Raw genomic sequence first — 12,294 nt, 5'->3', positions numbered from 1 at the left:
GGGGCCGACGAGCGCTCCTTGGGGTTCCTCCGCCCGACCCCCGAGATCGGGTGTGTCGGGCGACGGTGCTCTCCCCTGCCTCCCTCGGCGCGCCGCCCGGGTGGACGGAGCACGAGGTGCCCGGCGAGAGGTGGTGGTCCGGCGCCAGCCGGACCGCGTGCGTGCAGCCAGCACCCTCAGGTGCCACCACACACGAGCGTCAACGATACCGGCGCGGCGGGTGAGGTCACAAATCGGTCGCTCTACCACGCCACCAGCCAGCACAACGCCCGCGACGCCCGGCGTGTTCCCGGCGCCAGGGGGGCCGCAGACCCGGGGAGAGGACCGCCGCTCTCCTGCGTCGGGCTAGTCCTCCAGCCGGTCGAAGGCGGCGGCGTAGCGGAAGGGGCCGGCCAGCTCGGGCCGCCAGGCCTGCAGCGGGCGCGCCTGGAAGAAGCGGTCCTCCCAGGGGCCCGGCGAGCCGATCCCGAGCCGGGAGGCCGGCACGAACCCGAAGAAGCCGTAGTACTCCGGGTCCCCGAGCAGGACGATCACCGGCTCGCCGCGCTGGTCGGCGGTGACGATGACCGCGCTCATCAGGGCGGCCCCGATCCCCTGCCGCTGCAGGTCGGGCCGCACGCTGATCGGTCCGAGCCCGATCGACGGCGCTCCGTCGAGGGTGCCGCGCGAGCAGGCGACGTGCCCGACGACCTCGCCGTCCACCTCGGCCACGACGGTGAGCTCGGGGACCAGGTCGCCGTCGGCGCGCAGCCCGCCGACGAGCCGTCGTTCCAGGCTGGGCCCGCCGACCGCGCCGAAGGCGGCGTCGGTGACCGTGTCCACCGCCTCGTGGTCGGCCGGCTCCTCGGGGCGCAGCCGCAGCCGGTCGCGCAGATCGTTCATCGTGAGTACCTGTCCGTGATCCAGTGAGAGTTGCCGGTGACCAGCGCGGCGAGGAAGAAGGCGGCGATCCCCAGCAGCAGCACCGCCACGATGGTCGCGCTGCTGCGGTCCTTGCGGACGAAGACGGCCACCGAGGCCGCGGCCAGCACGAGGGCCAGCACCTTGGCCAGCACCCCGGGGCGGACCAGCAGGGCGAGAGCACCCACCGCCAGCAGCGCACCCGTCGCCCAGCGGGCCAGGGTCGCCCGGGCGGCGCTCAGCGGCGGTTCCTGGCTCACCGGGCCATCATCCACCACGCCGGGGCGCCGGCACGCACGAGGCGCGCGGCCCCGGGCTGCCCCAGTGACCACGCGCCTCGTCAGCGCTGGTGCGCTCAGCCCTTCGCGGCGGCCTTGAGGGCGCTGCCGGCGGTGAGCTTGGCGGCGTACCCGCCGGGGATGGTCATCTCCTCGCCGGACTGCGGGTTGCGGCCCTTGCGCTCGGCCCGCTCGACGCGCTCGAGGCTGAAGAAGCCCGGCACGGTGACCTTCTCGCCCTTGCCGACCTGCTCGGACAGGACGGCCTGCAGCGCGGTGATGACCTCGGTGGCCGAGGACGCGGAGACGCCGGCCTTCTCGGCGACGGCGCTGGCGAGCTCAGACTTGTTCATGTTGGGATCTCCATCATCTGTGGGGGTTGAACCACCCCACAGAATCACAACAGCGGCCCGGCGTCGACTCGCAGCGCCGCGTGTGTCCCTTGATTTTCCGGGCTTCTTCGTGCAGATGACGTCCCACGGGCCTCATCTGCCCCACCAGCCCCACCCCTGCCGAGCCCCTGCCCGCGCCGGGCACGACGACGGGCCGCCGACCGCGGCTGCGGTCGACGGCCCGTCGTGGGGTGCCGGAGGTCAGTCCAGGCCGAGCTCGGCGTCGTCGAGGCGGATCGCCTCGCCGGAGCCGGGCCCGAAGACCGGGTAGGCGTAGTCCTCGTAGCTCGGCAGCGCGTACATCGCCGCCTTCGCCTCCTCGGTGGGCTCGACCTCGATGTCGCGGTACCGGCTCAGACCGGTGCCCGCCGGGATCAGCTTGCCGAGGATGACGTTCTCCTTCAGCCCCAGCAGCGGGTCCGACTTGCCCTCCATCGCGGCCTCGGTGAGGACGCGGGTGGTCTCCTGGAAGGAGGCCGCGGAGAGCCAGCTGTCGGTCGCCAGCGAGGCCTTGGTGATGCCCATCAGCTCGGGACGGCCGGCCGCGGGACGCCCGCCCTCGGCGACCACCCGACGGTTCTCCGCCTCGAAGCGGGCCCGCTCGGCCAGCGTGCCCGGCAGCAGCCCGGTCTCGCCGGACTCGAGGATGGTGATCCGCCGCAGCATCTGCCGGACGATGACCTCGATGTGCTTGTCGTGGATCGACACACCCTGCTGGCGGTAGACCTTCTGCACCTCGTCGACGAGGTGCTTCTGGGCCTGCCGCGGACCGAGGATGCGCAGCACCTGCTTGGGGTCGATCGCGCCCTGCACCAGCTGGGTGCCGACCGCGACCCGCTCGCCGTCCTCGACGAGCAGGCGCGCGCGCTTGCTCACCGGGTAGGCGTGCTCCTCGCCGGTGGCGTCCGTGGTCAGCAGCAGACGACGGCCCTTGTCGGTCTCCTCGATCTCGATGCGCCCGTCCGCCTCGGCGATCGGGGCGACACCCTTGGGGGTGCGGGCCTCGAAGAGCTCGACGACTCGCGGCAGACCCTGGGTGATGTCGTCACCGGCCACACCACCGGTGTGGAAGGTGCGCATCGTCAGCTGGGTGCCGGGCTCGCCGATGGACTGCGCCGCGATGATGCCGACGGCCTCGCCGATGTCCACCAGCTGGCCGGTGGCCAGGCTGCGGCCGTAGCACTTGGCGCAGGTCCCGACCCGCGACTCGCAGGTGAGCACGGAGCGGATCTTGACCTGGTCGACGCCGGCCTCGAAGAGGCGGGCGATGACCACGTCACCGAGGTCCGAGCCGGCCGCCGCGAGCACGGTGCCGTCCTCGCCGACCACCTCGGAGGCGAGGCAGCGGGCGTAGGCGGTGAACTCCACGTCGTCGTGCAGCCGGCGGGTGCCGGTCAGCTCGTCGTGCTGGGCGATGTCCATCGTCAGGCCGCGCTCGGTGCCGCAGTCGTCCTCGCGGATGATGACGTCCTGGGAGACGTCGACGAGACGACGGGTGAGGTACCCCGAGTCGGCGGTCCGCAGCGCGGTGTCCGCCAGACCCTTGCGGGCGCCGTGCGTGGAGATGAAGAACTCGACCACCGACAGGCCCTCACGGAAGTTCGTGCGGATCGGTCGGGGGATGATCTCGCCCTTCGGGTTGGCCATGAGGCCACGCATCCCGGCGATCTGACGCAGCTGGAACCAGTTGCCTCGGGCGCCGGAGGAGACCATCCGGTAGATCGGGTTGTCCCGCGGGAAGTTCTCCTGCATCTCCGAGGCGACCTCGTTCGTCGCCTGCGTCCAGATCTCGATGAGCTCCTGACGGCGCTCGTCGTCGGTGATCAGACCACGCTCGTACTGGGTCTGGACCTTCGTCGCCTTCGTCTCGTAGCCGTCGAGGATCTCCTGCTTGCGCGGCGGGGTGACGACGTCGGAGACCGCGACCGTGGTGCCCGAGCGGGAGGCCCAGTGGTAGCCGGCCTCCTTGAGGGCGTCCAGCGACGCGGCGACCTGCACCTTGGTGTAGCGCTCGGCCAGGTCGTTGACGATGGTGCTCAGCCGCTTGCGGTCGACCGGCTCGTTGACGAAGGGGTAGTCCTCCGGCAGCGCCTCGCCGAAGAGCGCCCGACCGAGGGTGGTCTCGGCGGTCCACTCGGGGACCACGCCGCGCTCGTCGCGCTCGGTGCCCTCGGGCAGCTCGGTGCCCTCCGGCGGGACGACGTCCTGCAGCCGGATCCGGATCGGCGTGCCGATCTTGATCTCGCCCGCGTCGAAGGCCATCTGGGCCTCGGCGGTGGAGGCGAAGGCACGACGGTTCTCGGTCTCCAGCGCGACCTCGGAGGTCAGGTGGAAGAGACCGATCACCATGTCCTGGGTGGGCATGGTCACCGGGCGACCGTCGGCCGGCTTGAGGATGTTGTTGCTGGAGAGCATGAGGATCCGGGCCTCGGCCTGGGCCTCCGCCGACAGCGGCAGGTGGACCGCCATCTGGTCACCGTCGAAGTCGGCGTTGAAGGCGGTGCAGACCAGCGGGTGGATCTGGATCGCCTTGCCCTCGACCAGCTGCGGCTCGAAGGCCTGGATGCCCAGACGGTGCAGCGTCGGCGCACGGTTCAGCAGCACCGGGTGCTCGGTGATGACCTCCTCGAGCACGTCCCAGACGACCGGGCGCTGGCGCTCGACCATGCGCTTGGCGGACTTGATGTTCTGGGCGTGGTCGAGGTCGACCAGGCGCTTCATGACGAAGGGCTTGAAGAGCTCCAGCGCCATCGCCTTGGGCAGGCCGCACTGGTGCAGCTTCAGCTGCGGGCCGACGACGATGACCGAGCGGCCGGAGTAGTCGACGCGCTTGCCGAGCAGGTTCTGCCGGAAGCGGCCCTGCTTGCCCTTGAGCATGTCGGAGAGCGACTTCAGCGGCCGGTTGCCCGGGCCGGTGACGGCGCGACCGCGGCGGCCGTTGTCGAAGAGGTTGTCGACGGCCTCCTGCAGCATCCGCTTCTCGTTGTTGACGATGATCTCCGGGGCGCCCAGGTCGAGCAGCCGCTTGAGCCGGTTGTTCCGGTTGATCACGCGCCGGTAGAGGTCGTTGAGGTCCGAGGTGGCGAAGCGGCCACCGTCGAGCTGGACCATCGGACGCAGGTCCGGCGGGATGACCGGGACCGCGTCCAGGACCATGCCGGAGGGCTGGTTGTCGGTGGTCTGGAAGGCGGTGACCACCTTCAGCCGCTTGAGGGCACGGGTCTTCTTCTGGCCCTTGCCGTTGGCGATGATGTCCCGCAGCTCCTCCGCCTCGGCCTCGAGGTCGAAGGTCTCCAGACGCTTCTGGATCGCCGCCGCGCCCATGCCGCCCTCGAAGTAGAGGCCGAACCGGTCGCGCATCTCGCGGTAGAGCACCTCGTCGCCCTCGAGGTCCTGGACCTTGAGGTTCTTGAAGCGGTCCCAGACCTGGGACAGCCGCTCGACCTGCTGGTCGGCGCGCTTGCGGATCTGGTTCATCTCCCGCTCCGCGGAGTCGCGGACCTTGCGCTTGGCGTCGGACTTGGCGCCCTCGGCCTCCAGCTCGGCGATGTCCTGCTCGAGCTTCTTGGCGCGGGCCTCGACGTCGGCGTCGCGGCGGTTCTCCAGCTCCTTCTTCTCGCCCTCGATCTGGGCCTCGAGCGAGGGCAGGTCGGCGTGCCGCTGGTCCTCGTCGACGCTGGTGATCATGTAGGCGGCGAAGTAGATGACCTTCTCGAGGTCCTTCGGCGCCAGGTCGAGCAGGTAGCCGAGCCGGCTGGGCACACCCTTGAAGTACCAGATGTGCGTCACCGGGGCGGCGAGCTCGATGTGGCCCATCCGCTCACGACGCACGCCGGCACGGGTCACCTCGACGCCGCAGCGCTCGCAGACGATGCCCTTGAAGCGGACGCGCTTGTACTTGCCGCAGGAGCACTCCCAGTCCCGGGTGGGGCCGAAGATGCGCTCGCAGAAGAGCCCCTCCTTCTCCGGCTTGAGGGTGCGGTAGTTGATGGTCTCCGGCTTCTTGACCTCGCCGTGGCTCCAGGTCCGGATGTCGTCACCGGTCGCCAGACCGATGCGCAGCTCGTCGAAGAAGTTGACGTCGAGCACGTGATTCCTTCTCTCGTTCTCTTCAGTGTCGTCTGGTCTGTCCGTACGGGTCTGGATCAGACCTCTTCGACGCTGCTCGGCTCACGCCGGGACAGGTCGATACCGAGCTCCTCCGCGGCGCGGAAGACGTCGTCCTCGTTGTCGCGCATCTCGATGGTGCCGCCCTCGGAGTTGAGCACCTCCACGTTGAGGCAGAGGGACTGCATCTCCTTGATGAGCACCTTGAAGGACTCGGGGATGCCGGGCTCGGGGATGTTGTCGCCCTTGACGACGGCCTCGTAGACCTTCACCCGGCCGTTGACGTCGTCGGACTTGATCGTCAGCAGCTCCTGCAGCGCGTAGGAGGCGCCGTAGGCCTCCAGGGCCCACACCTCCATCTCGCCGAAGCGCTGGCCGCCGAACTGGGCCTTACCGCCGAGCGGCTGCTGGGTGATCATCGAGTACGGCCCCGTGCTGCGGGCGTGGATCTTGTCGTCCACGAGGTGGTGCAGCTTGAGGATGTACATGTAGCCCACCGAGACCGGGTCCGGGTAGGGCTCGCCGGTGCGGCCGTCGAAGAGCTGCGCCTTGCCGGTGCGGTCGATCAGCCGGACGCCGTCCCGGGTCGGGCGGGTGGAGTCGAGCAGACCGGTGATCTCCTCCTCCTCGGCGCCGTCGAAGACCGGGCTGGCCACGCGGGTGTCCGGCTCGGCGCTGCGCGCGTCGTCCGGGATCATCTCCGCCCACTCCGGGTTGCCGGCGATCTCCCAGCCACGGCTGGCGGCCCAGCCGAGGTGCAGCTCGAGGATCTGGCCGATGTTCATCCGGCCGGGCACGCCGAGCGGGTTGAGCACGACGTCGACCGGGGTGCCGTCCTCGAGGAAGGGCATGTCCTCGACCGGGAGGATCTTGGAGATGACGCCCTTGTTGCCGTGGCGGCCGGCGAGCTTGTCGCCGTCGGTGATCTTGCGCTTGTTCGCCACGTAGACGCGCACCAGCTGGTTCACGCCCGGGGGCAGCTCGTCGCCCTCGTCCTTGTCGAAGACCTTGACGCCGATGACCGTGCCGGTCTCGCCGTGCGGCACCTTCATCGAGGTGTCCCGGACCTCCCGGGCCTTCTCGCCGAAGATGGCGCGCAGCAGGCGCTCCTCCGGGGTCAGCTCGGTCTCGCCCTTCGGCGTGACCTTGCCGACGAGCAGGTCGCCGTCGCGGACCTCGGCGCCGATCCGGATGATGCCGCGCTCGTCGAGGTCGGCCAGGACGTCCTCGCCGACGTTCGGGATGTCCCGGGTGATCTCCTCCGGGCCGAGCTTGGTGTCGCGGGCGTCGACCTCGTGCTCCTCGATGTGGATCGAGGAGAGGACGTCGTCCTGCACCAGGCGCTGGCTGAGGATGATCGCGTCCTCGTAGTTGTAGCCCTCCCACGGCATGAAGGCGACCAGCAGGTTGCGGCCCAGAGCCATCTCCCCGCCGTCGGTGGCCGGGCCGTCGGCGATCAGCTGACCGGCCTCGACGCGGTCGCCCTCGGCGACCATGACGCGCTGGTTGTAGCTGTTGCCCTGGTTGGACCGGCTGAACTTCATGATCTTGTAGGTACGGCTGCCACCCTCGTCCTGGGTGACCGTGACCAGGTCCGCGGAGACCTCGGTGACCACGCCGGCCTTCTCGGCCCGGACGACGTCGCCGGAGTCCAGCGCGGCGCGGTGCTCCATGCCGGTCCCGACGTACGGGGCCTCGCTGCGCACCAGCGGCACGGCCTGACGCTGCATGTTCGCGCCCATCAGCGCGCGGTTGGCGTCGTCGTGCTCGAGGAAGGGGATCATCGCGGTCGCGGCCGAGACCATCTGGCGCGGCGAGACGTCCATGTAGTCGACGTCCTCGGCCGGCACCTCGGCGGCCTCGCCGCCCTTGGTGCGGGCGAGCACGCGGTCGTCGACGAACCGGTTCTGGTCGTCGAGGGTGGCGTTCGCCTGGGCGACGACGTACTGGTCCTCCTCGTCCGCCGAGACGTAGACGACGTCATCGCTGACCTTGCCGTCCTCGACCTTGCGGTACGGGGTCTCGATGAAGCCGAAGGCGTTGATCCGCCCGTAGCTGGCGAGCGAGCCGATGAGACCGATGTTCGGGCCCTCAGGGGTCTCGATCGGGCACATCCGGCCGTAGTGGCTCGGGTGGACGTCACGGACCTCCATCTGGGCGCGGTCACGGCTGATGCCGCCCGGGCCCAGGGCCGAGAGACGACGCTTGTGCGTCAGCCCGGCCAGCGGGTTGTTCTGGTCCATGAACTGCGAGAGCTGGCTGGTGCCGAAGAACTCCTTGATGGAGGCGACGACCGGCCGGATGTTGATCAGCGTCTGCGGCGTGATCGCCTCGACGTCCTGGGTGGTCATCCGCTCGCGGACGACGCGCTCCATCCGGGACAGGCCGGTGCGGACCTGGTTCTGGATGAGCTCGCCGACGCTGCGCAGGCGACGGTTGCCGAAGTGGTCGATGTCGTCGGTCTCGACGACGACGTCGATCTCCTCGCCGTCCCGGTGACCGGGCAGGGTGGACTGCTCGGCGTGCAGCGCGACCAGGTACTTCAGGGTGGCCACGACGTCGTCGAGGGTGAGCACCGAGGCGCCGAGGTCGACCTCGACCCCGAGCTTGCGGTTCATCTTGTAGCGGCCGACCTTCGCCAGGTCGTAGCGCTTGGGGTTGAAGTACAGGTTGTCCAGGAGGTTCTGGGCGGCCTCACGGGTCGGCGGCTCGCCCGGGCGCAGCTTGCGGTAGATGTCCAGCAGCGCCGCGTCCTGGTCCTCGACGGTGTCCTTCTCCAGGGTGGAGCGGATCGACTCGTAGTCGCCGAACTCCTCGAGGATCTGGGCCTCGGTCATGCCGAGGGCCTTGAGCAGCACGGTGACCGACTGCTTGCGCTTGCGGTCGACGCGCACGCCGACCTGGTCGCGCTTGTCGACCTCGAACTCCAGCCAGGCACCCCGGCTGGGGATGACCTTGGCGGAGTAGACGTCCTTGTCGGAGGTCTTGTCCGGGGTGCGCTCGAAGTAGACGCCGGGGCTGCGGACCAGCTGGGAGACGACGACCCGCTCGGTGCCGTTGATGATGAAGGTGCCGCGGTCGGTCATCAGCGGGAAGTCACCCATGAAGACCGTCTGGCTCTTGATCTCGCCGGTCTCGGCGTTCATGAACTCCGCGGTGACGAAGAGCGGCGCCGAGTACGTCTGGTCGCGCTCCTTGCACTCGTCGACGGAGTACTTCGGCTCCTCGAAGCGGCTCTCCCGGAAGGAGAGGGACATGGACCCCGAGAAGTCCTCGATCGGGCTGATCTCCTCGAAGATCTCCTCGAGCCCGGAGCGCTCGGGGACGTCGCCCCGGCCGGCCTCGAGGGCGGCCGCGACGCGCTCCTGCCAGCGCTCGTTGCCGAGCAGCCAGTCGAAGCTCTCGGTCTGCAGGGCGAGGAGGTCGGGGACCTCGAGGGGCTCACGGATCTTCGCGAACGACAGACGGCCGGATGCCGTCCGTGCGGTGGACATCGGGGATGCGGTGCGCGAGGCAGCCAAGGATGGTTCCTTCCACGGGCCTGGATGGTCGGGCGGCGCCGCATGCGCCCGCTCCGGGCAGTCCGTGGCGTCCGTGCGCACCTCGGAAGAGGGCGGTCGGGACGGACGACGAAAGGCTCAGGACGGGAGAAGGGCAGCGCAAAGCACTAGCATAGTAGATGAAGGCGCGACTGTCCAACCCGGTCAAGCCTGGCGGCTGACGGTGGTCACCGGCGTCCCCGCGATCAGCGGGGCATGTGCCGTTGCTGCGACGACACGAGGATGAAGGACGATCCGGGCCAGGTCAAGCAGGAGAGCCCGGCGGGTCGGGCCCGACGGTCCGCAGAGGACGCCGGGGCCGTCCCCGCGCCGCGGCGGCGCGAGGTCACCTACGAGGTCCTAGGGTGTGGCCATGTCTGCACGCCGCACCCTGCACCGCTTCTTCGAGCGCCGTGAGCGCCAGCGCCGGCGGCAGCGGATGCGGCGGCTGGTCCGCCGCGGGGTCATGGGCACCCTGGCGGTCCAGACCGCCACGGCCGCAGGGCTGTTCACCTTCGACTCGATCCGCAAGAAGGACCGCCCGGAGGGCGCCTTCCCGCACCGCCCGGCCGAGACGGTGGCCCTCCCCCGCAGCGAGGTGCGGGTCTTCATGTACGGCGAGGAGCTCTTCGAGCAGATGCTCGAGGACATCGAGGCCGCGCAGCACCGGGTCTTCCTCGAGACCTACATCTGGAAGGGCGACGAGATGGGCCAGCGCTTCCGGGACGCGCTGGTGCGTGCCGACGCCCGGGGCGTGGAGGTCTACGTCGTCATCGACGACTTCGCCAACCTCGTCGTTCCGGCCTCCTTCAAGCGCTCGCTCCCGGCGACCGTGCACGCGGCGGCGCACCCGCTGGTCTCCGGTGGATGGAAGTTCCTGCACCCGCGGTACTCCGGCCGCGACCACCGCAAGCTGCTCGTCGTCGACAGCGACATCGCCTACGTCGGCGGCTTCAACATCGGCAGCCTCTACGCCACCAAGTGGCGGGACACGCACGCCCGGATCACCGGGGAGTTCGTCGTCGAGCTGGAGAACGCCTTCATCGACTACTGGAACGTGCACGCCCGCCGCGGCGACGAGGCCCCGCTGCCCGAGCCGACCGGCCGCGCCTGGAGCCAGACCCTGCGGGTGCACCGGAACACCCCGGTCGACCTGGTCTACCCGATCCGGAACATGTACCTCGAGGCGATCGACCGGGCCGAGCGCAGCATCGCCATCACCCAGGCGTACCTCATCCCGGACGAGGCCTTCCGGCGGGCGCTGGTGCGGGCGGCCCAGCGCGGGGCGGACGTGCGGATCATCGTGCCGCGCTTCAGCAACCACGTCTTCGCAGACTGGTTCAGCCGGACCCACTTCACCGAGCTGCTCAAGGGCGGGGTGCGGATCCTGCGCTACGAGCACGCGATGGTGCACGCCAAGACCGCCACCATCGACGGGCGCTGGTCGACCATCGGCACCGCCAACATCGACCGGCTCAGCCTGGTCGGCAACTACGAGGTCAACGTCGAGATCATCGACGAGGCGCTGGCCGCGCAGATGGAGGCGATCTTCGAGCTGGACGCCACCAACTGCACCGAGCTCACGCTCGAGGAGTGGACCGCCCGGCCGATGATCGCCCGGGCCACCGAGGGGATCCTCGCGCCCTGGCGCGACCTCGCCTGAGCCCGCAGCTCCCGCGGCACGACGAAGGGCGGGCCGCACCAGCTGGTGCGACCCGCCCTCCGGCAGATCAGGCAGACCCCGTGGCGGGGCCTGGGATCACTTGAGCTCGACGGTGGCGCCGGCGCCCTCGAGGGCCTCCTTGGCCTTCTCCGCGGCGTCCTTGTCGACCTTCTCCAGGATCGGCTTCGGGGCCCCGTCGACGAGGTCCTTGGCCTCCTTGAGGCCGAGGCTGGTGAGCGCACGGACCTCCTTGATGACCTGGATCTTCTTGTCGCCGGCCGCGGCCAGGATGACGTCGAACTCGTCCTGCTCGGCGGCGGCGTCGCCACCGGCCTCGCCGCCACCGGCGGCGGGCGCGGCGCCGGCCACGGCGACCGGGGCGGCGGCGGAGACCTCGAAGGTCTCCTCGAACTGCTTCACGAACTCGGAGAGCTCGATGAGGGTCATCTCCTTGAAGGCGTCAAGGAGCTCGTCGGTGCTGAGCTTCGCCATGATGGGCGTCCTTTCTCTACGTGCTGCCGAAGGCGGCGTCGTGCGGTGTCAGGGCAGGGGCCGGACGGCCTCAGCCCTCGTCGCCACCCTCGGGGGTGGTCTCGGTGGCCTCGGTGGTCTCCGCCGCGGCGGGGACCTCCTCGGCAGGAGCCTCGTCGGTCGCGGCGGGAGCGGCGGCCTCGGCCGGGCCCTCCTCCTCGACCTTGGCGCGCAGCGCCTCGACCACCCGGGCGGTCTGGGACAGCGGCGCGTTGAAGAGGCTGGCGGCCTGGCTGAGCTGCGCCTTCATGGCGCCGGCCAGCTTGGCCAGGAGGACCTCGCGCGACTCGAGCTTGGCGAGCTTGTCGATGTCCTCGGCGGTGAGGGCGTTCCCGTCCAGGATGCCGCCCTTGATCACCAGGTGGGGGTTGTCCTTGGCGAAGTTGCGCAGGCCCTTGGCGGCCTCGACCGGGTCACCCTCGACGAAGGCGATGGCGTTCGGCCCGACGAGCTGGCCGTCGAAGGCGGACTCGACGCCCGCCTCCTTCGCAGCCCGCTCGGTCAGCGTGTTCTTCACCACGGAGTAGGTGGCGTTGCCACGGAGGGTCTTGCGCAGCTCGGCGAGCTGCGCCACGGACAGGCCGCGGTACTCCGTGAGAACGGCCGCGCTGGAGCTGCGGAACTTCTCCGCGAGCTCGGCGATGGCGGCGTTCTTCTCGTCGGTCGCCATGCGGGCCTCCCTTCTCTGCGTGGGACCGCCCGGCCCGGGCACGAGAAGAGCCCCGGCACAGGGCACGGGGCTCGGGACGCGCACAACGGCACGCATCGGCATCATGTCCTGCGCTGGTCGCCCGCTCGTGGCGGAACCTTCGGCCGGGACACCTGCGAGCAGGCCTCCGGCAACCGGCGGTCATCGGTCGTCGACAAGAGTAGGGGCGAGGGGG

At 70.1% G+C, this 12,294-nt stretch carries 8 protein-coding genes; 1 reads left to right on the top strand and 7 read right to left on the bottom strand.

Going from position 1 to position 12,294, the window contains the following annotated elements:
- Window positions 1-345 precede the first annotated feature (345 nt).
- The 5 genes from BJY28_RS08280 to rpoB all read right to left on the bottom strand — a co-directional run bounded on the left by BJY28_RS08280 (window position 346) and on the right by rpoB (window position 9,198).
- Complete coding sequence (locus BJY28_RS08280; protein WP_246313372.1) at window positions 346-882, bottom strand: GNAT family N-acetyltransferase; 537 nt, start codon at window positions 880-882, stop codon at window positions 346-348.
- Entirely contained in the window at window positions 879-1,160 is a 282-nt protein-coding gene (locus BJY28_RS08275) for a hypothetical protein (protein WP_179462593.1), read from the bottom strand. The genes BJY28_RS08280 and BJY28_RS08275 overlap by 4 nt, the downstream gene beginning before the upstream one ends.
- A 95-nt stretch (window positions 1,161-1,255) precedes the next feature.
- On the bottom strand, window positions 1,256-1,531 hold the full coding sequence (locus BJY28_RS08270) for an HU family DNA-binding protein (RefSeq protein ID WP_179462592.1): 276 nt from the start codon (window positions 1,529-1,531) through the stop codon (window positions 1,256-1,258).
- A 240-nt stretch (window positions 1,532-1,771) separates the two neighbouring features.
- Window positions 1,772-5,659, bottom strand: a complete 3,888-nt coding sequence (locus BJY28_RS08265) for a DNA-directed RNA polymerase subunit beta' (protein WP_179462591.1) — start codon at window positions 5,657-5,659, stop codon at window positions 1,772-1,774.
- A 56-nt stretch (window positions 5,660-5,715) separates the two neighbouring features.
- A complete protein-coding gene (rpoB, locus tag BJY28_RS08260; RefSeq protein ID WP_179462590.1) occupies window positions 5,716-9,198 on the bottom strand; it encodes a DNA-directed RNA polymerase subunit beta in 3,483 nt (1,160 codons plus the stop codon).
- A 391-nt stretch (window positions 9,199-9,589) separates the two neighbouring features.
- Here rpoB and BJY28_RS08255 point away from each other — a divergent pair, with 391 nt between their 5' ends.
- Window positions 9,590-10,879: a phospholipase D-like domain-containing protein gene (locus BJY28_RS08255; RefSeq protein ID WP_218875253.1), complete on the top strand. Its 1,290-nt coding sequence runs from the start codon at window positions 9,590-9,592 to the stop codon at window positions 10,877-10,879.
- Window positions 10,880-10,975: 96 nt separating this feature from the next.
- Here the strand turns inward: BJY28_RS08255 and rplL are convergent, their stop codons facing one another.
- Together rplL and rplJ are read right to left on the bottom strand one after the other, a co-directional pair.
- Window positions 10,976-11,371: a 50S ribosomal protein L7/L12 gene (rplL, locus tag BJY28_RS08250; RefSeq protein WP_179462589.1), complete on the bottom strand. Its 396-nt coding sequence runs from the start codon at window positions 11,369-11,371 to the stop codon at window positions 10,976-10,978.
- A gap of 70 nt (window positions 11,372-11,441) precedes the next feature.
- Window positions 11,442-12,080 (bottom strand): 50S ribosomal protein L10, encoded by a 639-nt coding sequence (gene rplJ / locus BJY28_RS08245; protein ID WP_179462588.1) that lies wholly within the window; start codon window positions 12,078-12,080, stop codon window positions 11,442-11,444.
- Window positions 12,081-12,294: the final 214 nt, after the last annotated feature.

Origin of the sequence: Janibacter alkaliphilus (genome assembly GCF_013408565.1) — a bacterium.
Lineage (GTDB): Bacteria > Actinomycetota > Actinomycetes > Actinomycetales > Dermatophilaceae > Janibacter > Janibacter alkaliphilus.
The sequence above is the reverse complement of the archived record's forward strand: the minus strand, read 5'-3'. Positions and strand labels throughout refer to the sequence as shown.